At 50.9% G+C, this 21,589-nt stretch carries 20 protein-coding genes; 11 read left to right on the forward strand and 9 right to left on the reverse strand.

The window, feature by feature from the left end:
• Positions 1–179: 179 nt before the first annotated feature.
• Positions 180–647, reverse strand: coding sequence for a DM13 domain-containing protein (locus tag AC6R0L_RS10820; RefSeq protein ID WP_500629140.1), 468 nt, complete (start codon positions 645–647; stop codon positions 180–182).
• Between the two features lie 463 nt (positions 648–1,110).
• Between AC6R0L_RS10820 and AC6R0L_RS10825 the strand changes: the two genes are divergently transcribed.
• Positions 1,111–1,788 (forward strand): SDR family oxidoreductase, encoded by a 678-nt coding sequence (locus AC6R0L_RS10825; RefSeq protein WP_500629141.1) that lies wholly within the window; start codon positions 1,111–1,113, stop codon positions 1,786–1,788.
• A 32-nt stretch (positions 1,789–1,820) separates the two neighbouring features.
• On the opposite strand, the gene AC6R0L_RS10830 is transcribed toward AC6R0L_RS10825, so the two are convergent.
• Positions 1,821–2,624, reverse strand: coding sequence for an AraC family transcriptional regulator (locus AC6R0L_RS10830; protein ID WP_334552110.1), 804 nt, complete (start codon positions 2,622–2,624; stop codon positions 1,821–1,823).
• A 99-nt stretch (positions 2,625–2,723) separates the two neighbouring features.
• On the opposite strand from AC6R0L_RS10830, the gene AC6R0L_RS10835 reads away from it, so the two are divergent.
• Entirely contained in the window at positions 2,724–3,629 is a 906-nt protein-coding gene (locus tag AC6R0L_RS10835; protein WP_500629142.1) for a DMT family transporter, read from the forward strand.
• Positions 3,630–3,811: 182 nt separating this feature from the next.
• Positions 3,812–4,579, forward strand: coding sequence for a DeoR/GlpR family transcriptional regulator (locus AC6R0L_RS10840; RefSeq protein WP_334552112.1), 768 nt, complete (start codon positions 3,812–3,814; stop codon positions 4,577–4,579).
• Positions 4,580–4,697: 118 nt separating this feature from the next.
• Here the strand turns inward: AC6R0L_RS10840 and AC6R0L_RS10845 are convergent, their stop codons facing one another.
• The gene (locus AC6R0L_RS10845; RefSeq protein WP_500629143.1) at positions 4,698–5,846 is read right to left on the reverse strand and encodes a YcbX family protein; all 1,149 of its coding nucleotides are present in this window, start codon (positions 5,844–5,846) and stop codon (positions 4,698–4,700) included.
• A 208-nt stretch (positions 5,847–6,054) separates the two neighbouring features.
• Here AC6R0L_RS10845 and pyrC point away from each other — a divergent pair, with 208 nt between their 5' ends.
• Positions 6,055–7,083 (forward strand): dihydroorotase, encoded by a 1,029-nt coding sequence (gene pyrC, locus AC6R0L_RS10850; protein ID WP_500629144.1) that lies wholly within the window; start codon positions 6,055–6,057, stop codon positions 7,081–7,083.
• A 132-nt stretch (positions 7,084–7,215) separates the two neighbouring features.
• Complete coding sequence (locus tag AC6R0L_RS10855; protein ID WP_500629145.1) at positions 7,216–8,367, forward strand: GGDEF domain-containing protein; 1,152 nt, start codon at positions 7,216–7,218, stop codon at positions 8,365–8,367.
• A 114-nt stretch (positions 8,368–8,481) separates the two neighbouring features.
• Here AC6R0L_RS10855 and AC6R0L_RS10860 read toward each other — a convergent pair whose 3' ends face one another.
• Both AC6R0L_RS10860 and AC6R0L_RS10865 read right to left on the reverse strand, forming a co-directional pair.
• Entirely contained in the window at positions 8,482–8,682 is a 201-nt protein-coding gene (locus AC6R0L_RS10860; RefSeq protein WP_334552116.1) for a restriction endonuclease subunit S, read from the reverse strand.
• 92 nt (positions 8,683–8,774) lie between these two features.
• Positions 8,775–10,691 (reverse strand): methyl-accepting chemotaxis protein, encoded by a 1,917-nt coding sequence (locus tag AC6R0L_RS10865; protein WP_500629146.1) that lies wholly within the window; start codon positions 10,689–10,691, stop codon positions 8,775–8,777.
• Positions 10,692–11,003: 312 nt separating this feature from the next.
• Here AC6R0L_RS10865 and AC6R0L_RS10870 point away from each other — a divergent pair, with 312 nt between their 5' ends.
• Genes AC6R0L_RS10870 through AC6R0L_RS10895 form a run of 6 tightly spaced genes read left to right on the forward strand, consistent with a single transcriptional unit; the run spans position 11,004 to position 17,808 of the window.
• Positions 11,004–11,960 carry an AAA family ATPase gene (locus AC6R0L_RS10870; protein WP_500629147.1) on the forward strand — a complete coding sequence of 319 codons (957 nt, stop codon included), beginning with the start codon at positions 11,004–11,006 and terminating at the stop codon, positions 11,958–11,960.
• 2 nt (positions 11,961–11,962) lie between these two features.
• Positions 11,963–12,907 carry a DUF58 domain-containing protein gene (locus tag AC6R0L_RS10875; protein ID WP_500629148.1) on the forward strand — a complete coding sequence of 315 codons (945 nt, stop codon included), beginning with the start codon at positions 11,963–11,965 and terminating at the stop codon, positions 12,905–12,907.
• A 1-nt stretch (position 12,908) separates the two neighbouring features.
• Positions 12,909–13,394 (forward strand): DUF4381 domain-containing protein, encoded by a 486-nt coding sequence (locus AC6R0L_RS10880; RefSeq protein WP_500629149.1) that lies wholly within the window; start codon positions 12,909–12,911, stop codon positions 13,392–13,394.
• The gene (locus tag AC6R0L_RS10885) at positions 13,375–14,355 is read left to right on the forward strand and encodes a vWA domain-containing protein (protein ID WP_500629150.1); all 981 of its coding nucleotides are present in this window, start codon (positions 13,375–13,377) and stop codon (positions 14,353–14,355) included. The genes AC6R0L_RS10880 and AC6R0L_RS10885 overlap by 20 nt, the downstream gene beginning before the upstream one ends.
• A complete protein-coding gene (locus tag AC6R0L_RS10890) occupies positions 14,348–16,183 on the forward strand; it encodes a VWA domain-containing protein (protein WP_500629151.1) in 1,836 nt (611 codons plus the stop codon). Before AC6R0L_RS10885 ends, AC6R0L_RS10890 begins: the two co-directional genes overlap by 8 nt.
• Positions 16,183–17,808, forward strand: a complete 1,626-nt coding sequence (locus AC6R0L_RS10895; RefSeq protein ID WP_500629152.1) for a protein BatD — start codon at positions 16,183–16,185, stop codon at positions 17,806–17,808. Before AC6R0L_RS10890 ends, AC6R0L_RS10895 begins: the two co-directional genes overlap by 1 nt.
• Positions 17,809–17,821: 13 nt before the next feature.
• Here AC6R0L_RS10895 and nfsA read toward each other — a convergent pair whose 3' ends face one another.
• The 4 genes from nfsA to AC6R0L_RS10915 all read right to left on the reverse strand — a co-directional run bounded on the left by nfsA (position 17,822) and on the right by AC6R0L_RS10915 (position 21,530).
• The gene (gene nfsA / locus AC6R0L_RS10900; RefSeq protein ID WP_500629153.1) at positions 17,822–18,544 is read right to left on the reverse strand and encodes an oxygen-insensitive NADPH nitroreductase; all 723 of its coding nucleotides are present in this window, start codon (positions 18,542–18,544) and stop codon (positions 17,822–17,824) included.
• A gap of 55 nt (positions 18,545–18,599) precedes the next feature.
• Positions 18,600–19,295 (reverse strand): flavin reductase family protein, encoded by a 696-nt coding sequence (locus tag AC6R0L_RS10905; RefSeq protein WP_500629154.1) that lies wholly within the window; start codon positions 19,293–19,295, stop codon positions 18,600–18,602.
• An 80-nt stretch (positions 19,296–19,375) separates the two neighbouring features.
• Entirely contained in the window at positions 19,376–20,857 is a 1,482-nt protein-coding gene (locus tag AC6R0L_RS10910; protein ID WP_500629155.1) for an FAD-binding domain-containing protein, read from the reverse strand.
• 91 nt (positions 20,858–20,948) lie between these two features.
• Entirely contained in the window at positions 20,949–21,530 is a 582-nt protein-coding gene (locus tag AC6R0L_RS10915) for a hypothetical protein (RefSeq protein WP_500626755.1), read from the reverse strand.
• Positions 21,531–21,589 lie beyond the last annotated feature (59 nt).

Genomic DNA, 21,589 nt, shown 5'->3' on the forward strand with positions numbered 1-21,589 from the left:
AATCACTAGGTGAATTTTGTCCACACCAAACCTCGTTATGTTGCACAGTGCCCATCGCCGAGCACTGCAAATATTATTTGTCCTTAGTGTACTGAATACCTAACCATACAAACAATGGATGAAGGGAATAAATAAGTGACTTTGACCAAGGGTCTCGTGTTTTGAACGTCAAACACGCTTTATTTGTAACGGGCAGAAGTAATAAATTCTTTGAAGGTTTCACACCAGACGATCACCGTGTTGTACTCTTCCACATGGACGCCAGCAGGAATGGTGAGATAAAAACGCTCGAAGGTGTTCACATCCCCAATCAGCACCATTTCTGCCTGAAGGTCCAAAAATGACGCTTCGCTTTCGACATATTGAGGCGAAAGATAGAGTTTATAATCTGGGCCCGGTGCAAGCTGACCAATAAACCCGATAACATCTGGCGTAATCGACACAGAGCCCTCTCCCCAATGAAGAAAATCACTGTCTTGGCGTGCTCTATCAAATGTGGCGCTGTAGAGCGCGGTATGAGACAAGGCTTTAATCTGACTGATATCTGGAGACGGAGGCTGGGTAATAATCGGCAATGCGTAGATACCCAGTCCAATCCCCGCCGCAAACACCAAGAGATGGCTGAGTAGCCCCAACAATACTCTCATCTAACACCTCATCTCCTTGTCATCATCCAAATAAGCGTAATGGTATTCGCCAAATTTTTCAGTTATTTAGCAAGGTGTTTAATGAGATTGTGATAAAGATTGCATCCCGCCCTTTAAGTGATTGAGTAGAGATAGGAACTCGATAGCGTGGTGACCCCACATAATTTTGAAGTGAGATCACAGTTTAGGAAGAATAATCGATATCATTATCAACAATTATTTGGCAAACCGAGATCGCTCTTCTAGATTTACAAAACAAATCTGGCGCGAAGCGTGTACAGACTAACAACGACATTGGCTAATCACATCCCCCCCCTCACTGCGCTCAAATTAATGCGCAGCGAGGGGGGGGATTTTTGTTTATGTACCCGAGTTAGTCAATTCCTGTGTATGTTGACCAATTCTTTTCACTGCGCCTCTGTTAGACTTCATCCAAACAAAGCAACACCAACATAAGGAAAGGATGATGAAGATACTGGTTACTGGCGCGAGTGGTGGAATTGGTTACGCGCTGACGCAGCAGCTCTGCGCCCAGCAGCACCAAGTGTTTGCCACCGGAAGAAATGCAGCAGCACTGGCCACCTTACAACAAGAGACCGGATGCCATGTCGCAGCGTTTGATCTTGCCGACGCCAACCAGTGCGTAGCGCTATTCAAGCAAGCGACTGACGCCTTAGGTGGGCTAGACGTGCTGATCAATAACGCCGGCATGAACAGCCGAAAGTGTGGTCTTGATGAATTCACCTTAGAAGAGTTTGACCAGCAATACGCGATCAACCTACGTGCTCCTGCTCTTCTTTGCCGAGAAGCGCTACCACTGATGAAAGCGCAGCAATTCGGTTACATCATTAACGTGGCCAGTACCGTGGCCAAACGCTCCAGTGAAACTATGGGAGTATATACAGCGATGAAGCAAGGATTGGCAGGTCTAACGGGCGTATTGATGAAAGAAGCGCAACCACACGGTATTAAAGTCACCAACTTATTCCCAGGTGGCACGGACACTGGATTTCGTGCTGCCAGTCGCCCTAACTATATGCAGCCCGCTAGCGTGGCACAAACTATCCTCACTTTATTGAGCCTACCGGACGATGTCGTCATTCATGAAATGGTCTTTAGACCGCCAGTGGAATTGGAGTAATCCGACCTACTTGGCTCACGCTTGCGGCTATCTTAGCCTTTGTCCGGATGAAGTAGTTTGTTCTTGTATTGCTCTGGCGTTTGGCCAGAGTACTTCTTAAACATGCCAATAAAGGGGCTGGCTTGGTTATATCCGAGCGTCAACGCCACTTCTTTCACCGAGTGACCATTACGCAGCAGTTCCATCGAATGCAAATAACGAACGCGCAATCGCCACTCGGTAAAACTCATCCCCAGCTCGGCTTGGCAGTGACGGGCTAACGTGCGTTCCGTGGTATGGACGCGCTCAGCCCATTGCGACAAGCTCGTGTTATCGATGGGGTTCTCTTCCACCGCGGCTAAAATCGGCGCCAAATATTTATGATCGCTCGAGGGCAAGAAGTGATGCTGAGTATCTCGAGTGGCTAATTGGTCAAGCAGCACCTGAACCAAGCGTTTATCCGCATCAGAATCAGCAACGTTGATGTCTCGCTGACGAAAATCATCAATGATCGCGGAAACAATTGGCGTCACTTTAATCAGGCTGGTTCTATCTGGGAAATTTGTCGTCAGCGATTGCGCCACATTGAGAGAACAGTAGGAAATAGGTTTGCGATTGTAACTGGTGTGACGAACGCCCGCAGGCACCCAAATAGCCAAATGGGGCGGAGCCAAAAAGCGCGTATCTTCGGCTTCCATCTCCAATATTCCACCACTGATCAGTTGAACTTGCCCCCAAGGGTGGCTATGCATACGCGTTTCTGTATTCGAAAGAAACGCCTCGAAATTCATAAATACGTCTGATGGTGCCTTATCAATGGATAAGGAAGGATGAAGGTGTTTTGCCGATTTTCTCAAGATTGTCTTCCTATGACGCGCAATGTCTTTATGGAGATATTTATAATTATATAGACCTGTCACACTCGGTTCCACTGATTACTTTGCGATGGGGCTCACATGAACTACTTACTTCCACTGTTTACCGTATTCATTTGGGGCGGGAATACCATCGTAACCAAACTGGCCGCCAGCCACATTGAACCCGGTGCGATGAGTTTCTATCGCTGGTTTGTTGCCGTGGTACTTCTATCGCCTTTTTGTCTTCCGAGCGTGGTGAAACAGTGGCACCACGTCAAACCACACCTTACGAAACTGGCGTTTCTTGCCATGCTGGGCATGGTGCTCAACCAGTCGCTCGGTTACTACGCAGGCTTAACAACGACCGCTTCGAACATGGCGCTCATCACCTCTTTGGTGCCGCTGCTTAGTGTGTTTCTGAGTGTCCCCTTGCTGGGTAAATCGATCTCTGCGGTGAGTATTCTCGGTGGCGTACTTTCATTAATCGGCTTGAGCTATATGTTGGGACAAGGCGATATGACCTATTTCCTCCATCAAGATATGACGCCAGGAGACGGCTTGATGCTGTTAGCCGCACTTTGCTACGCCGCCTACTGCGTGTTGCTTAAACGTTGGAAAATGCCGCTCTCAAACTGGGTCATCATCTACTTACAAGGCGTGTTTGCACTCATGATGCTATTTCCACTGCTCGTCACCAGCGCGTCGCCAATACCCAGTAGCGATGCTCTGCCGCTTATCGCTTACGCTGGCATCGCCGCCTCAGTGCTCGCGCCTTGGATGTGGGTCAAATCGATAGATGCGATCGGCGCAGACTCAAGCGCAATGTTTATGAACTTGTTGCCGATCTTAGCGGTGACATTGGCCTCTGTGTTACTGGGTGAAACTATGCATTTCTATCACCTTGTCGGTGGTTTGATGGTGATCACTGGGGTCATTTTGTCGCAGCTCAAACTGGGGCGTGACAAACCGCTATTGGCATCACCTGTGGCCAAAGAGACGGCCTAGTTGCACACTCCGGATGCGCGAGTCCGAGTTTTTCCGCTGAAAACTTAAACTCGTCACGCGCGTTTTTGTGAACATTTTCTGAAAACGCGCATACTTTCACTTCGAACGACCAAGTTCATTGGCTTTTCTCTGCGACTGTCCGTACACTTCTGTGTTGTACGCCATTTAATAAGGAAGTGAATTTGAAAGCATTAAAACGTCATCAAGAGATCATCGAGCTCGTTCAAACCCAAGGTTTCGTCAGTACCGAAGAGTTAGTTGAGCGTTTTGATGTCAGCCCACAAACAATCCGTCGTGACTTAAACGAGCTGGCCGAGGCGAACAAGATCCGCCGTAACCACGGTGGCGCGACCATTGTCTCAAGCTCAGAAAATTCTTCCTATCAAATCCGTCAAGTGTCTCACCAATCGGAAAAAAGCAAAGTAGCACAAGAACTTGTGACTCACATCCCTGACGGTGCCACCCTATTTATCGACATCGGTACAACGCCTGAAGCCGTCGCACGTGCACTGATGAGCAAGCATCAAAACTTACGTATCGTCACCAACAACATCAATGTCGCCACGCTATTAATGAGCAAACCGGACTTTAAAGTCATCTTGGCAGGCGGCGAAGTACGCGGTAAGGACGGCGGTGTGACGGGTGAAGCGACACTGGATTTCATCTCCCAGTTCCGCCTCGATTTCGGCATCTTGGGCATCAGCGGAATTGACTTCGATGGCTCATTGCTGGATTTCGATTATCATGAAGTGCGCGTCAAACGCGCAATTATGGAAAATAGCCGTTGTGTCTTTCTTGGCGTCGACTCAAGTAAATTTGGCCGCAATGCGATGGTAAAACTGGGGACCTTGGCCGACATTGATTTAGTCATCACCAACGAAGCGCCGCCGGAAGAGATTGCGCTGTTTGCACAAGAAAACGACACGCCGGTTATTGTTGTCAGCGGATAGTGAGAACCCCTCTCACATTAAGGCCCCAATCGCACGGATTATATGCTGCATATCTTCCGCGCGATTGGGGCTTGTTTCATTTCAGAGGTAAGGTTATCTCTTTATTTAACTGATCTATTTAGCTGATGACTTCGATGTCCGATTTCGGCACACAGCAGCAAGCTAACGCTAACCCCGGTTCGTGAGCAAAGCCATGAAGTGCCGGCACATCTTCTTGGTCCACTTCGCCAGATTCCACCGTAACGCGGCACGCACCACACAGCCCAGCACGACAACTGTTTGCCATCGGGATACCCGCGTCCTCCGCTTGCTCAAGTAAGGTGCGTTGGTTATCACCACTGAAGATGTTGCCGTTGACACTGATGGTCAGCGATTTTACTGAGTCCTGCTCTGGCGCTTCCACAGCAGAGAGGCTCGGCTGACCTTTGTCAGCGTAGAACTCTGGCTCTTTGTACTCCAACACTTCTATCTCATCACCTTGTCGAATCAAGCCTTCGTTCTTTGCGACCAAGTTTTGACCAAAGAACACGCCACCGCGCTCATTGGCGCGAAATTGCGATAAAGTTTGTAAAGGCTCTTTACTTCGACGAAACGCGCCTTTTTCGACTTCCACTGTAGTCAACACACAGCGTTCACAAGGCTTCACCGCTTCAAATTCAACGTCACCGATTCGAATGCGCTTCCAACGATCTTCCTCAAAAGGCGCAGTGTTTCCCGCCACTAAGTTGGTGCGAAACTGCTCCATATCGTGGCGTTCAGGGCTACGGCGGTTGAGTTCATCAAGCGACGCCTGACTGATAATAAGCAACGGATAACCATCAGCGAAGCTGACATTGTGGCCCAGCTTTTCACGCACACGATTGGACTGTTCGCCGGTATAAAGCAGCTCAACCCGTTGACCAATGACTGCGCTAAACCAGTCATCGGCCTCATCCGTGGTGGTGTAGGCAGTAAATCGGTCATTCCACACTTGAGCAGACGCCGCTTGCATTTTAAACGCGTCGTAACGTAAGCGAAGTGGCGCATGCCCCTCGGCGGTCATCACCATCCCATCTGCCGTTAAACTGGAACGAACCGTGACCATCTGCGGGAATTTGCGCGCGGTGACCATTTGACCATCGGCAGTCGCAAGCATAAAGCGACGGTCAAACGTGAGACCTTGTTTTTCCACCCACGAGGCCGAAAGTGCAATACCACCCACCGATTTGACGGGGTAGACATTGATTTGGGAGAGTTGCGGTTGTTGTGAAGAATCTGGCGCTGACATTGCTAATCCTAAGCGTAATGATTGTCTCAGCAGTATACGCTGCGGCGCGCGGATACTTAAGGCGAAATCGGTCAAAATCCGAGAAAGTAGATGAAATTCCAGTGACTTTGCTCTATCATCCTGTCGCCTAAACGTAAGCGTTTGCCTTCACACTTTTCGCCGCGTTTAGGCTCCAATCCGATAATTCAATCTATGGTGGGAGCAATCAATGACAACACTTACGATCACACGTCCTGACGACTGGCATGTTCACTTACGCGACGGTAACGTACTCAAAGACACCGTGCGTGACATCAGTCGCTACAACGGCCGCGCGCTGATCATGCCAAACACTATCCCACCTGTGACCAACACCGAGATGGCGCTGGCTTACCGAGAGCGCATCCTGGCAGAAAAGCCAAGCGAGCAGTTCGAACCATTGATGGCGCTGTATCTGACTGACAACACCACCGCCGAGGATATCCGCCAAGCAAAAGCATCAGGCAAAGTGGTGGCAGCGAAACTCTACCCAGCGGGTGCGACCACTAACTCCGACTCTGGGGTGACCAATGCGAAAAACATCTACCCCGTGCTTGAAGCGATGCAAGAGGTGGGCATGCTGCTGTTAGTCCACGGCGAAGTAACTCATCACGAAGTGGATATTTTTGATCGTGAGAAAGCGTTCCTCGACACTGTACTTGCGCCAATCGTCAATGACTTTCCTAATCTAAAGATTGTTCTTGAGCACATCACCACTGCCGATGCCGCTGAGTTTGTGAATAACGCCAATGACAATGTCGCAGCAACGATTACCGCTCACCACCTTCTCTACAACCGCAACCATATGCTTGTCGGCGGCATTCGCCCACATTTCTACTGCCTGCCGATCCTGAAACGCAACACTCACCAGAAAGCGTTGATTGAAGCGGCCACCAGTGGCAGCAAGAAGTTCTTCTTGGGCACCGATTCGGCGCCACACGCCAAGGGCAAAAAAGAAGCGGCTTGCGGCTGTGCGGGTTCTTACACTGCACACGCAGCGTTAGAGCTCTACGCTGAAGTGTTTGAGAACGAAGGAAAACTGGACAAACTGGAAGCCTTCGCCAGCCACAACGGCCCCGATTTTTACGGCATCCCTCGCAACAGCGACACCGTCACTTTGGTGAAAGAGAGCTGGTCGGTCGAACCAACCATGCCGTTTGGTGACGACATCGTGGTTCCTATTCGTGGCGGCGAAACCATCGCTTGGCGTGTGAAATAAGCCACACCTAGCGCGCGATCGAGCCATCGGTCACTTTTATTGACTAAGGCCACCGAATTCGGTGGTCTTTTTCTATTAAACACAATTATATCAACTACACTTAAACACAAATAAATCAAAGGGATCATAAACTTGCCGCGTTTAGATATTCCGACCTTGTCGGTGATTTGTGTTTTTTTGTCATTTACGTACGCGTGTGGGCTTTTGCTGATTCAGCGCCTACAGCCAAACATTCGGGGAATCAACACAATAGCGCTGGCGCTGCTTTTGCTCGGCGTTGGTTTTCTGCTGCTGAGTTTTGGTAATCACACCTCTTATTGGATCTCAAAAATCACCGCCAATTCAGCGATTGTGCTCAGCTTTGTTTTGCTGCTCCACGGCGTGTGCTTGTTGCGCAGCTTTCCTCATCGTTTGGCGAACATCGGCTACTATGGCTTGCCGTTGATCATTTTGGGGCTGACCTACTTTACCTATTTCTCCCCCTCGACTAATGTACGGATTTTTTTGGTCGCAAGCTTTATTGCATTAATGTGTTTTCTCACCTTATACGCCAACCTCAAAGGGACGCACAAAGACATCCCTGGCTCAAAACGTTTACTTTCTATTGCCATGATTATTCAAGGTGGATACAGCCTGTTTCGCGTCACTACTCTGCCGTTCCAACAACAAATTCAGGATTTCATGCAGTCAGGCTTAGTGCACCAACTGGCGTTCATCTCTCTCATTTCTATGGTGATTTTTATTGGTTTTTCGATCACTTGGCTCCTAACCGGTCGCTTGGTCGCCACCATCTACGACACATCCCTGAAAGACGACCTCACCCAACTCTATAATCGACGCGCACTGTCTGAATTAGCACCCAAAGAGTCCGCCCGAGCACGCCGGTTTCAAACCGATCTCTCTTTCGTATTGCTGGATATTGATCGGTTCAAAGAGATCAACGATTTCTATGGCCACCAAACAGGCGATCGCGTGTTAAACAGTATCGGTCGTATTCTGCACGTAGAAACCCGCGCCAACGACTTTTGCTTTCGTTACGGCGGTGAAGAGTTCTTGCTCATTTTGCCCGAGACGTCACTTGAAGACGCTGAATTTGTCGCAGAGAAGCTGCGTCAGGTGATTGAGCGCACTCACTTACTTCCTAAACACGATGAATTCTGCTCAGCAAGCTTTGGCGTCAGCAGCCTCACCATGCATGATACTTGGAGTGAAGCGGTATCACGCGCTGACCAAGCGCTGTATGAGGCGAAAAAGGCGGGGAGAAACCAAGTCGTCGCCAGATAATCGTTGGCGCCGCGCCCACGTCGATCAGCACAACGGCCATAGGGGATAAAAAGCAAAAAAGGCTGGCAATGCCAACCTTCTCTTCTGCTTTCTTGACCAAGAAAACCAGCGCAATCAGTGAATCGGCGCGTCCGTCTTGGCGTAGAATTTTCCAAAGTACTCTTCCAATACCTCTGGAGTCAATTTACCTTCGGCTTCAAGCTCTTTCAGCTTTTGTGCGATGGCTTTTTGCTCTTCGATTGATGGCAATGCCACCTCTGGCTCATCCCCCATCTCTTGAGACATCAGCTCCAGTTCTTTTTCAACATCACTCATGATTGACATACCCTTACCAAAATAAAACTGGGGCAAGTTTACCTACTTAACCCCAGAGTTTCTAGTTTGACACGCGAAAGCGTTGAACGTCGTTATAGCTTAAAGCTGCCGACCATTTTGTCCAACCGAACGGACAACTCTTTCAATTCAGTACTCGCTGCTGCCAACTCTTCCGCCGTGCTAGTGGTCACTTCATTGATGGCGTTGATCTCTTCAATATTCTGGTTGATGGTGTGCACCACGGTAGATTGCTCTTCCGTCGCTGTCGCCACTTGGGTGTTGCGATCCGAGATGTCATGGATACGCTCTGAGATACTCAGCAGCACTTTCACTGCTTCGTCCGACGCAGATACCCCTTCACCCGTGACGGATTTACCCGCCTCCATCGCCGTCACCGCGTCTTTGGCATCGCTTTGTAACTGGTTGATCATCTTCTGGATCTCTTCGGTCGAATCGGCGGTTCGACTGGCGAGATTACGGACTTCATCCGCCACAACCGCAAAACCTCGACCTTGCTCGCCCGCCCGCGCCGCTTCAATCGCCGCATTGAGCGCCAACAAATTGGTTTGCTCGGAAATGTCGCGAATCACGTCCAAAATGGAGCCAATTTCTTGTGTCGTCGACGCCAACTGCTCCACCACTTGACCGGTATTTTCGATATCAAGTGCGAGACGACTTATGGCATCTTTCGCTTTGCCAACCACTTGTTGCCCTACTTCACTGTTGTCGGACGCTTGGGTGGCAGTTTCCGCAGCCGTGGCAGCGTTGGTTGCGATCTCACTGATGGTGGCGCCCATCTGGTTGATCGCGGTCACGACTTGTATGGTTTGATCACGCTGCACTTGGCTATTGTCGTGCGTGGTGTTGGCTTTGTGTGAGACCCCATCCGCCGCTGATTGAAGCGCACTACTGGTCGAGGCTACTTCTTTCATTGATTGATGAATCTTCTCAATAAAGCCGTTAAACCCTTCTGACAATTGACCGATTTCATCGCGGCCTTTTATCTCGATACGTTGAGAAAGATCGCCATCACCTTTGCCCAGATCGCTAAAACGCAGCGCAATCGCACGAATAGGCTTAGCAATGCTGTTGGCCAAAAACAGCCCCATCAAAATAAATAGCGCCGCGACAACAATGGTCGTGACCAGCATTTGATGCGCCACTTTGGTCAAATCCGCGAACACTTCATCTACGGGTACCACGCCCACTACAAACCAATCCATGACCGGAATATAAGTGGACGAAACAAAGACGTTTTGGCCGTTGTAAGTCGCTTGGACAAGGTTAAAGTCTGACTTATCCAATAACTCAGACGCGTTGCTGCCATAGAGTTGCGCCAATGTCGCTTTTGATTGGCTTTGGTCGCGGTGGATTTGTACTTCACCTTTAGCGTTGGTTAAAAAGACAAAGCCGGTTTGCTCAATCTTGAATCCATTCAGTAGCTTCACCATGTCATCCATTGATTTTGACACCCCTGACATGGAGAACCCGTCGACTTGCTGGAAGTTAGCGAACATCTTCACTTCACCGCTGGCCTCTTGGAACATGCTGACCATAGTCGCATTGCCGGACTGCGTGAAGCCAAAGAACCAACCATCCTGCTGCTTGTTAAGCTCACGTAGGAAGCCATTTTGGTTCCAGTAGTAGGCGGTCTCTCGGTTGGCCACTGACGCATCGTTGAGTTTGTACTGCGTACGGACGTTATTCAATGACTTCACCAAAAGACGCTCGCTATCGGCATCGATATTACGAGTGTTGATCGCTTGCTGGGTGAACTCATTGTTGGCGATCTGTTGTGCTGCCATCAACAACTGGGTCACTTCGTTGTCGATTTCTCCTTTGATTTTTTCCAGCATGGTTGGCAACTCAATATCAATCAAGCGATGCTCTAATACTGCTCTCGCTTGACGTTGAGCCATCACGCCAACAATGATGGTAGATGCCAGTACCGCAAAGGTAATCCCTGCGACCACTTTCTGTTTAATACTAATGGAGTTCAAATTTATCATGCTGATCCTAGCCCTGTTGAACAAACAAGCACATCCCGTGACAGACTGCTTTCACAGAGCCTAAGCCATCGAGTGTGCTATTCACTTTACTTATATCGTAAGGTTTAAGCATTACTTTACCTCTTTCATTTAGACTAGCTCACACTTTGGTTGTATTTCCACAATGCCTTAGCCCATTGGCAAAATTTTGGTCAATTGACCGGGGAAAGAGTTGTATCTCACGGGAAAATACCCATATTCTAATTGTTCTCAATATCAGAGACTTAACCTGCGCTATCGCCTATGGCGAGAACTCATGGAGAGATACGGCTCATGCACACTCACGCTCTATCACAGCTGCAACACTATTTGAACGCTCAAGTGATTGGTCAAAGTGAATTGGTCAAACAATTGCTTGTTGCACTCTTGGCTGACGGCCACATCCTTGTCGAAGGACCACCGGGGCTTGCTAAAACACGCGCGGTAAAAGCCTTAGCCGATTGCATTGAAGGTAGCTTCCATCGCGTGCAGTTTACACCGGATTTATTGCCGGCGGATTTGACCGGAACCGACATATTTAGACCAGAAACTGGGGAATTTCGCTTCCAACCGGGTCCGATTTTCCATTCATTGCTGCTCGCTGATGAGATCAACCGTGCACCCGCCAAAGTACAAGCCGCAATGCTAGAAGCCATGGCAGAGAAACAGATTACCGCCGGCAAGCAAACCTACCCGCTGCCTGAGCTGTTTTTGGTGATGGCGACACAAAACCCGATTGAGCAAGAAGGCACCTACCCCTTACCTGAAGCTCAGCTTGATCGCTTCTTGCTCCATCTCAACGTGAGCTACCCTGACGCCGACAGTGAGCTCGCGATCCTGCGCTTAAACCGCGGCGAAGCCAAAGGCGAAGTCGGCGCGCAGAAACCGCAACTCTCGCAACACGATATTTTCACCGCCAGACAAGAAGTGCTCAACGTACATATGGCTGCGAGCGTCGAGCAATACATCATTCGATTGGTGATGGCGACCCGCGAGCCAGAGCAGTACGACGACAACCTTGCAACGATGCTGGACATAGGCGTCAGCCCGCGCGCCACCATCGCACTGGATCGATGCGCACGCGCTCACGCTTGGTTGGCCGGGCGAGATTTTGTTACGCCAGAAGACGTCCAAGCCATGGCCTACCCTGTGCTAAGACATCGACTACTGCTGACCTACCAAGCCCAAGCAGAAGGCATCAGCCGAGATCATGTAGTCTCAACCTTACTCTCTCTGGTCGGTAGCGCATAAACATGGTCACAAAAAATACCGTCCTCCCTACGCCGACACTGCCGCCTCATAGTGATGGTGTGAACCTCACCATGAAGGAGTTGCTTCATCTTAAGCAGCACGCGGTGAAATGGCTGCCACCAGCCAAAAGTTTGTGGTCACAAATGGCAGGGCAACACCAAAGTCGCCAACTTGGCCGCGGGATGGATTTCAGTGAAGTACGCCAATATCAACATGGCGATGACATTCGCAGCATCGACTGGCGCGTCACGGCGCGCACAGGCAAGCCACACACCAAACTATTTAGTGAAGAACGCGAAAAGCCGGTTATCGTCTATGTCGACTTTAGTCCGAGCATGAGGTTCGGCTCAACGTTGTTACTAAAGTCGGTGCAAGCGGCGCATTTTGCCGCGCTCACCGGATGGATAGCCACCGAAGGGCAAGATAGAATCGGCGCCGTCATCGATACCGGCTCAACACTGACTGACCTCAAGCCCCTTCCAAGGCAGCGAGGGGCGTTGGCACTCAATCACGCCTTGGTCAATGAACACCAAAAAGCGCTGATGGACCATCACGTCACGCAAAACAGCTCGATGGCGCCCGCGCTGGAAGCACTCAACCGTCTCTGCCCCAAGGGCAGCGATATTATCTTACTGAGCGATTTCACCCGACTGACGCAACAAGATGAGATCACCCTATCTGGGCTCAACACCCACAATCGCGTACGCATCGTGCAGTTGTGGGATCCTCTAGAGCAAGGCGTTACTGATTTTCGCGGCTGCGAACAGGTGACGGATCGTCAGCATACTCAATGGATTGATTTTGGAAAAAAAACAACGCGAAAAAACATTGAAGCCGCCTTTAAAGCCAAGCAAAATCAGCTTTCTAAGCTCGCGCTTAAACTAGGAATGAGCGTCAGCGCACTCTCTAGTGCACAACCACTACAACAACAATTACACGGATTTTAGAATGAGCTCGAACAGTCAATCTTCATTGCTGCCGCTAGACCCTATGATGTTACCCTCGCCACCAAGTTGGCTACCGCTTACCTGGGCATGGTGGGCGAGTATCGCCGCCGGTATCATGACCCTGCTCGCTATTTGGGGCTTCACCCGTTGGAAGAAAAAACGCCTAGCACCGAAAAAAGCCGCTCTGCGCATTTTGAAACAAGGCAGCACGCCCTCATCAGCGATTGAGTTGGTTCGCCAATCAGCGTTGTGCTATTTCCCACGCGAAGAGATCGCTCAGCTAACAGGAAAAGAGTGGTATCTATTTTTGGATGAGCAATTGAGCACCCCGCTCTTTGCCGACAATTACGATAAATGGCAACATGCGCTCTACAGCAAGCAACACAATGATGAGTCTCAGGCGCTGATCGAACACTGCGCCCATTGGATAGAGCACGCGCTGCCACCGAAGAAACGGAGGAAATCTCGTGGCCCTGTTCAAGGCTGATTGGCAACTGCTGTGGTGGTGGGTGCTGTTTGCACTGCCGCTGCCCTTGTTGGTTTACCGCTTCGCTCCTGCCAGCGCGCAGCGAACGCCGCTCTATCTGCCCATTTTACCTCAGGGCGCAGCCCAGGCTACGCCGAATTTGCGCGTCACACGTCTGCTGCTCTCCCTCACTTGGCTACTCCTGTTACTCGCGGCGGCGAGACCGGTGTGGTTTGGCGACCCCGTCACAACACAGCCGAAACACCGTGACTTAATGTTAGTGCTCGATCTCTCTTATTCGATGAGCCAGCAAGACATGCTTCAAGGGGACGACTATATTGATCGGCTGAGCGCAGTCAAACAGGTGGTCAATGATTTTGTCGCCAAACGGGAAGGCGATAGGATCGGCGTGGTGCTGTTTGCTGATCACGCCTATCTGCAAACGCCACTGACCCTAGACAGACGTACCGTCGCCAAACAAGTGGATCAATTGGTTTTGCGCTTAATCGGTGAAAAAACCGCCATCGGTGAAGGAATTGGCCTTGCGACCAAAACCTTTATCGACAGTGATGCGCCGCAGCGCGTGATGATCCTCCTCAGTGATGGTTCGAACACCTCGGGCGTTCTTGAGCCTCTTGAAGCCGCAGACATTGCCAATCAATATGGCGCGACCATCTATACGGTCGGTGTGGGCGCCGGTGAAATGGTCGTCAAAGAGTTCTTTATGAGCCGTAAAGTCAATACCGCCCATGATCTCGATGAACGGACCTTGATGGCGATCGCTGAGACAACCGGTGGGCAGTACTTTCGGGCCAGAAACGCCGATGAACTCGCCACCATCTACGACACCATTAATGCGCTTGAGCCTGTCTCGTTGGCAACGCAAGTCTGGCGCCCTCAAACTGAATGGTTTTATGTCCCGCTCACGCTCGCTCTTCTCACCCTACTCGGCCTGATTATCGTGCGGAGGCATCATGTCTGACTTTACGCTGCTCTACCCGATGTGGTTGTGGGCACTGCTGCCCACCTATGCATTGCTGTACTGGCTCAGCAAACGTCAAAAGAGCCATACGCTCATTGCGCCGCACATTGCTGCCGCGCTTGGTATGAGCTCATCACAGCCCACTCATCGACTATTGCCACTGCTAGGCGCAATGCTGACGCTTACCATCGTTGCGCTATCAGGGCCAAGTTTTAGCCAAGCAGAGCGACCGGCGTTTTCCAGCACCGAAGCGCGAGTGATAGTGATGGACATGTCGATGTCCATGTACGCCAATGACATCAAACCCAATCGTTTGAGCCAAGCCAGATACAAGGTGTCGGATTTATTGGCCGAATGGCAAGAGGGTGACACCGCGCTGATTGCTTACGCCGGGGACGCGTATGTGGTAAGCCCGCTCACCTCAGACAGCCAAACCATACTCAACCTGCTGCCCAATCTTTCACCTGACATCATGCCCTACCCGGGCGCTCGGGCAGACAAAGGTATCGAACTGGCGATTGAGTTGATGAAAAATGCGGGCTTAGATCGCGGCCATATCTTGCTTGTTAGTGATGATCTGGATGATGACGAGCAAACACGCAGCGCCGAGCTGATCGATTCTGGTGCTTGGTCGCTGTCGGTCCTGGCTATTGGCACTGAAAGCGGCGCGCCAATCCCTTTGCAAGATGGGCAATTGCTGACGCATAACGGCCAAACGGTGGTCGCGAAAAGCAATTTTGATAATATGCGCCGCTTGGCGTCCACCAGCCGAGGTATTTTTGTGCCCGTTCAGGTGACAAACGACGACATCAACCTCATTCACCGCGTGATGAATCAAACCGACCAAGCCACTCGCGCCGTCAGTCATCAATCGGTCAGCGATCAGGTCAACCAAGGCTATTGGCTGCTGCCACTCATCGTGCTGCTCTCGCTTCTACTGTTTCGCCGTGGCGTCTTGCTGTCGGCGCTGCTCTGGCTCTCGCCCAGTCAGGAGGTTGCCGCTAACCCATTTAAACCCCAAGATCTCCAAGCGTATGAAGATTATCTCTCGGGTGACTACTCGGCTGCCGCCGAGAAGTTTAACGATGCGCAATGGCAAGGCTTGGCACACTATCAAGCGGGCGATTTTGACGCCGCCATTGAAAACCTAAGCGGCGCAAAAACGGCCAACCAACACTACAACCTCGCCAATGCGCTCGCGCAAAGCGGTCAGTATTCCACCGCTATTGAGCACTATGAGCAAGCGTTGGCGCTTAACCCAGAGCTCTCATCGGCAAGCCACAACAAAGCGATTGTGGAACAAGCGCTACAACAGCAACAGCAACAGCAACAGCAACAGCAACAGCAACAGGGTGAATCAGGTGAGCAATCTGAGCAAGCCGCGTCTCAGCCAAATTCCCAGTCCAATACGGGCTCTGAAGGCAACGCTGGCGCGCAGCCCGAGCCACAAGACGAAGCACCGCGCCCAAACAATGAACCTCAGCAAAGCCAAGAGAGCAATCCTTCGCAGCCGTCTACGTCCGAGGCACCTTCTACTTCTGAGAATCCTCCTACTTCAGAGCAATCTGCTACTACAGAGCAATCCACGAATTCTGAACAAGACTCGATGTCAGAGCAAGAGAGAGGTTCGCAGGAGGCAAACGACCAAACTGAGCAGCCTAACACATCGGCAACACTCGGCGACGCCAAGACCAACGAGATCGATCCTGCGCTGCGTAAACTTGAGCAAGTTGAAGCCGAACGCGATCCTAGCCGCCTATTGCGCGCGCAACTGCTGTTGCAAGCGCAGCAAAAGTCTCCCCCAGCATCTACAGGAAAAACATGGTAATGACAGCGTTTCGATCCCTTTTTATCTTTTTTTTCCTTTGGTCTAGTGTCACCAGCGCCGCCACACTTCAAGTCACCGTGAGTAAAAATCGCGTCGTGAAAAATGAGGTATTCCAACTGCGTGTGGTACTGGATCAAAAAGCCGAATCGGATGACATTGATTTTAGTCTGCTTAGCGATGACTTTTATCTAGGGCGACCAAGCTTTGGCTCCTCGCTCAACATCATCAATGGCAACCGTTCAACACGCAGCGAATGGAATCTCTCACTGGCTGCCAGTCGCATTGGCACCGCAGTGATCCCCGCTTTTGAGGTCGGCGGTGCGCGCTCTGAGCCGATTGAGATTACCGTCTTGGCCGATCAAAATCCGCCACAAGTCTCGGATTTAATTGAAATCCAATCCACATTAAGCAAAGAGACACTCTATCCAGGTGAAAGTGCCACCTTGCGCACTAGGCTCATCGTCAAGGCCAATCCGCGTAGACTACAAAATCCGCAGGTTATCGCCCCTCAAGCTCAAGGGCTGACGCTCTCGCCGCTTGGAGAACCCAACCAATACCAAAGTGTGATAGATGGATTAGAGGTCACCCTTGTCGATCAAGACTATCGAGTCACAGCGACCACACCGGGTGCACAAACACTGCACAGTATTGGCTTTCGCGGCAGTATCGTCTACGGCAGTGAGCGTGACGGGAGTACCCGCTTGATTGATGCCAGCACTGCTGCGAAGGGGTACACCATCGACGTATTGGATAAACCGAGCGACTATCAAGGCACTTGGCTACCTGCCTCAGAGCTGACTCTGCGTCAGCAGTGGCAAACATCACAAGGCGCGCTCAGTGATGCGACGAACCGCTTAGAGTTAGGCGATTCCATCACGCGAACCCTCACCCTTGAGGTCTCTGGGATCAGCGCTGAACAGTTACCCAGCCTGTCCATAACCTACCCATCGTCTGTGCGCCAATACAACGAAAAGCCGCAGGTGAGCGAACCACAACCAGGTGTCGTTCGCATGGAGTTAAAACAAGTATTGATCCCTCAACTGACCGGAGAGATCACTCTACCTGAGGTCATCGTGGATTGGTGGGACACCACCACACAGACCCAGCGCCAAGCAATCGTTGATGGTTTGACGCTGAGCATCAAGCCTGCCGTCACAAGCCATGCCTCTACTGCGCCCTCAATTACCGCTGCGGCGCCCGTCGAGACCGCCCCACCCACTACCACCATTGAGCGTGGTTTTTGGCCTTTGCTGAGTGCGCTACTCGCGCTGGGCTGGCTGATTACCCTTGGGCTGTGGTGGCGCACCAAACGCGCGCTTCACACGCTGACCACTGAGCAACAAAACCGTGAGCCCACGCTAAACAGCGCTGGTTCGTTGATTGAGGCGCTGCGCCAACAAGACTATGTTCAAGCCAACCGTCTGGCAGCGATTTGGTTGGATGAAGTGTCGATGTCAGAAGAGTTGCGAGCATCTATCCACGCCGAGTTGGAGGCGATGAACCGCAGTCAGTTTTCACCAAAAACCAGTGCTTGGTCTAGCTCGACCTTGATCGCACTGGTTAAAAAAGCCAACAGAAGAAACAACAGCGGCAAACCTAAAGGTTCGCCGCTCGCTAAGCTCTGAGGTGGATAAAGGGTTAGCGCTTTGCTAATCCTTTACTGTTCAGGTAACCCAAGATGTGCGGGCGAGATTCGCCCGACAGTTTGGCCGTCACTTGCTCTGACCAGCCACTCTGCTTGTTGTTGCTAGCGCGCTGTTGATAATAGGTGTGCATGGTCTCATCGTAGTGTGCAACGGCCTGTTTATCGAGCGGGTGGTAGTGATTATGATGAACAATCACCTCCAGCGGCAATCTCGGTTTTAGATCTGGGTCTTGAGCGGGATGCCCAAGGCACATGCCAAATAACACCGCGCAGTGCTGTGGTAAACCCAACAACTCGTCTACCTCAGCCGCGCGATTACGTAAACCACCAATGTAAACACCACCGAGCCCCATCGACTCTGCCGCTACCAAACAATTTTGCGCCATAATGCCCGCATCAACAGCACCGATTAATGTCAGCTCGGTAAAATCTGCCTGAACATTTGGATTGAGTTCCACATGGCGCTGGTAGTCGATACAGAACACGAGAAACTCAGCCGCACTCGCCACATAAGACTGATGGCCGGCAAATTCGGCCAGACGTGCCCGCTTGCCAGGGTCTGTCACACGAATCACTGAGACCACCTGTAACAAGCTCGATGATGATGCCGCTAATCCCGCTTTGAGCACAGTGTCAAGCTGCTCAGGGCCAATCGCCTCAGACGTAAACTGACGAATGGAGCGGTGATTCAATAACGTGTCTATGGTGCTGTTCATGGCAAATCCTTGAGTATCACAACATGAAGAATCAACACCTTATAGTGCTTTGGCGTTAGGGTAAACCCTCTTCGCTGTATAGCGCTTGCCATGAGGAGGGTTCGCCCTCTAGGGTAAGGGGGTGAAGCGGTTGGTCTGGTTTTGCATAACTCAATCGATGGACTCTCTGCGTGACGTGGTAACTATCTAGACCCGAGATGGTCACGGTTTCTAACTGATCGTGGTCAAGATACCCATCGGGCATCACTGCCTGCTCTGGCAGCAATAATCTGACCACTTCACCAATCAACATTTCTGTTTGATTGCTTTGAATCACCATATGCTCAACCAATTTTAATCCGATTTTTATTGGACTTTCGAGTACGAAGGGCGCTGCGAAATCGTCATGGTAATAGCGAGTCAGCCCCGTTTCATCGAACTCGCTTACGTCACTAGGATAACGCGCTGAGGTTTGATGGGCCTGCAGTGCGCACTCGCGTGACACTGAGTTGATGGTAAACACACCCGTGGTGAGGATGTTATTTAAGCTGTCGCGTTGCACAGGTCTTGGCCTCGACACAAAGCCAAGTAGCGGCGGGTTAGAACCAAAATGAATCACCGAGCTGACAATAGCAAGATTGTCGTGCCCCTGCCCATCCGTGGAGCCAATCAGATTAGCGCTCTTAAAACCTGGCAAGGAATTGATTAACCGAGCACGGCTACGCGGCGCCATTTGGTCAATATCGTCTGCGCTCCACTCTTTCTCTATCATGCTTGTTCTACCTGCGTGTCATCGACATTACTGATGGCGATTCGTACGCGGTCAACTCGCTATCGATCACCGTGTATTGATCACCGCGCGTTGACTTTTGACGAAGCACGAACATGAGTGGCAAGCACCTTACGTCCCTCACGTTTAACATCTAGACGCTTTTTCCAACCCCATAAACGCTCTCGCGCTTCACTGGCCGCTGCATCGAGATCAATCACTGGCCTGAGATAAGGGCTCTCTTGGGGCAACTGATACAACGCGGCTTCCATTGCACTCATGGTCCACGGTTTGAACAGCAGCGGTGTGGGCACCTCAGAAAGCTCCGGTATCCACTGGTAGATAAATTTTCCGTCGCTATCGTGCTCCTGCGCCTGTTTGACCGGGTTATAAATGCGAATGGTATTGGTGCCGGTGACACTGGCTTGCATTTGAAACTGGGGATAATGAATACCCGGTTCAAAGTCGAGAAACAGCTGCGCCAAATGGGCAGCGCCCAATCGCCAATCGATGTTCATGTGATGCGTCAACACACTGACCAACATCGCACGCATACGAAAGTTCAAGTACCCCGTACGATGCAAACAACGCATGCTGGCATCCACCAAGGGTATTCCGGTTCGCCCTTCTTTCCATGCATTGAGTTTCGTTGTGCTTTCCACGCACTCATTGGCCAACAAGGCGTCATACGCCCTATTGACACAAACAAACTCCATCTCACACTGAGACTCAAACTTTTGCATGAAATGGCAATGCCAATGTAGCCGCGAAGAGAAGGCGACCATGCTTCGCCTCAACCCCGGACTATGCCAATGAGCCAGCAGTGCTTGATAGACTTCGCGCAACGACAGATTGCCCCAAGCCAGATAAGGTGACAATCGACTGCACGCATGTCGAGCAGCCGTAGGGCTTGAGATACTTCGATAGTACGAAGTCGCTCGGCGATCAAAAAAATCTTCTAATGTACGCCACGCCATCGTCACGCCACCAGTTTGAAAGCCACTCACTTTCTGTTGCCAAGCCTCAGGGGGATCCACACGCCATTGCTGGCAGCGTTTATCGAGTTGAGCGATATTGCCGTCGGAAAGCGGAACAGATTCAATCGGTGTGCGCATTACGGATGACCAATGTTGATCCCAACCGTCTCGATTCTTCGCTCCCCTAATCACTGCGCCCATCGGCGATTCAAACCAAGCAATCTCTTTTTGTTTGAACCATTGGCTCATGCGCCGATCTCGTTGGAAAGTCACATCTAAACCAATTTCTTGATGGGAATAGACGGCGGCAATGGTGTAGCACTCCGCCAACGCCTCGAAACACGCTTCTGCTGAACCTTGCAGGCAGTGAACCTCACCCTCAAAGGGGGCCAGTCGCTGATTGAGATCTTGTAGTGACTGCCACACAAAGCGCCAATGCCGCTCACTGTAGTGGGGATTGCCGAGCAACTCAGGCTCAAATAGATACAAAAGTAATGTCGGTCTTCCTGTTTTTAAAGCGCGATTTAGTGGCTCATGATCGCTCAGCCGCAAATCGCGCTTAAACCAGACGACGTTGATAGATTGCATGTGTACTCCTCATTGTTCGAGGGTTTTACGTGCAATCCAAATGAAGCGGTCACTCTTACTTTACCGTCACGTCACTCTGTTCACGATGAGATCAACGCGATGAAGACTGCGCCGATTCTATCCGTTTGGCGATCTCCTCTTGCTGCTGAGAGATCGAGTCTAGCGCCTGTGCTGTGGTCTTTATTGCTCCGGCCATTGAGGAGAGATGTGAAGTCGCGCCGAGCAGTGTCGCTTGCATCGGACGCAACACGAACCAAAAAATGGCCGATATTATCCCGATGATGACCACTCCAATCAGTGCGATCGCCACCAGCACTTGCTGGCGCAGCTCATCAAAGAACTGCTGACTTTTCGTGGCGATGGTCTGTTTAGAGTGCTGAAATGCGCTTGGCAGTGCCTCCATAGACTGTCTAGAGAGCAATACCAATTCGTTGAGATTGCCAATGGTTTGGTCGAGTTTTTCTTGCTGTTGCCCTGTCAAGTGCTCACTTTGCGCGATGTCTGCAAGCGCGCTACCAATGGTATCTAACGACTGTCGGGTGTCATCCAATGCCCGCTCAACCCCCTCCAACTCTAATGTCATCGACACCTGTACAAAGGGCTGATGCGCCTCCTCCTCTGCACTCACCATCGCTGCCAATAGCACCATACTCACGCCTAGCCACCACTTCATCGCCCTATCCTTTTGATTGCCTGTTCTTTGACATCATAGCGCTAAGCCATCGAAGGTGT

It is taken from the genome of Vibrio sp. R15-SG3-ISO1A, assembly GCF_059833955.1.

Coding starts and splice junctions, on each gene's coding strand:
- AC6R0L_RS10820 (WP_500629140.1), bottom strand. CDS start 647: ATGAGAGTATTGTTGGGGCTACTCAGCCATCTCTTGGTGTTTGCGGCG.
- AC6R0L_RS10825 (WP_500629141.1), top strand. CDS start 1,111: ATGATGAAGATACTGGTTACTGGCGCGAGTGGTGGAATTGGTTACGCG.
- AC6R0L_RS10835 (WP_500629142.1), top strand. CDS start 2,724: ATGAACTACTTACTTCCACTGTTTACCGTATTCATTTGGGGCGGGAAT.
- AC6R0L_RS10845 (WP_500629143.1), bottom strand. CDS start 5,846: ATGTCAGCGCCAGATTCTTCACAACAACCGCAACTCTCCCAAATCAAT.
- pyrC (WP_500629144.1), top strand. CDS start 6,055: ATGACAACACTTACGATCACACGTCCTGACGACTGGCATGTTCACTTA.
- AC6R0L_RS10860 (WP_334552116.1), bottom strand. CDS start 8,682: ATGAGTGATGTTGAAAAAGAACTGGAGCTGATGTCTCAAGAGATGGGG.
- AC6R0L_RS10865 (WP_500629146.1), bottom strand. CDS start 10,691: ATGATAAATTTGAACTCCATTAGTATTAAACAGAAAGTGGTCGCAGGG.
- AC6R0L_RS10870 (WP_500629147.1), top strand. CDS start 11,004: ATGCACACTCACGCTCTATCACAGCTGCAACACTATTTGAACGCTCAA.
- AC6R0L_RS10875 (WP_500629148.1), top strand. CDS start 11,963: ATGGTCACAAAAAATACCGTCCTCCCTACGCCGACACTGCCGCCTCAT.
- AC6R0L_RS10880 (WP_500629149.1), top strand. CDS start 12,909: ATGAGCTCGAACAGTCAATCTTCATTGCTGCCGCTAGACCCTATGATG.
- AC6R0L_RS10890 (WP_500629151.1), top strand. CDS start 14,348: ATGTCTGACTTTACGCTGCTCTACCCGATGTGGTTGTGGGCACTGCTG.
- AC6R0L_RS10895 (WP_500629152.1), top strand. CDS start 16,183: ATGACAGCGTTTCGATCCCTTTTTATCTTTTTTTTCCTTTGGTCTAGT.
- nfsA (WP_500629153.1), bottom strand. CDS start 18,544: ATGAACAGCACCATAGACACGTTATTGAATCACCGCTCCATTCGTCAG.
- AC6R0L_RS10905 (WP_500629154.1), bottom strand. CDS start 19,295: ATGATAGAGAAAGAGTGGAGCGCAGACGATATTGACCAAATGGCGCCG.
- AC6R0L_RS10910 (WP_500629155.1), bottom strand. CDS start 20,857: ATGCAATCTATCAACGTCGTCTGGTTTAAGCGCGATTTGCGGCTGAGC.
- AC6R0L_RS10915 (WP_500626755.1), bottom strand. CDS start 21,530: ATGAAGTGGTGGCTAGGCGTGAGTATGGTGCTATTGGCAGCGATGGTG.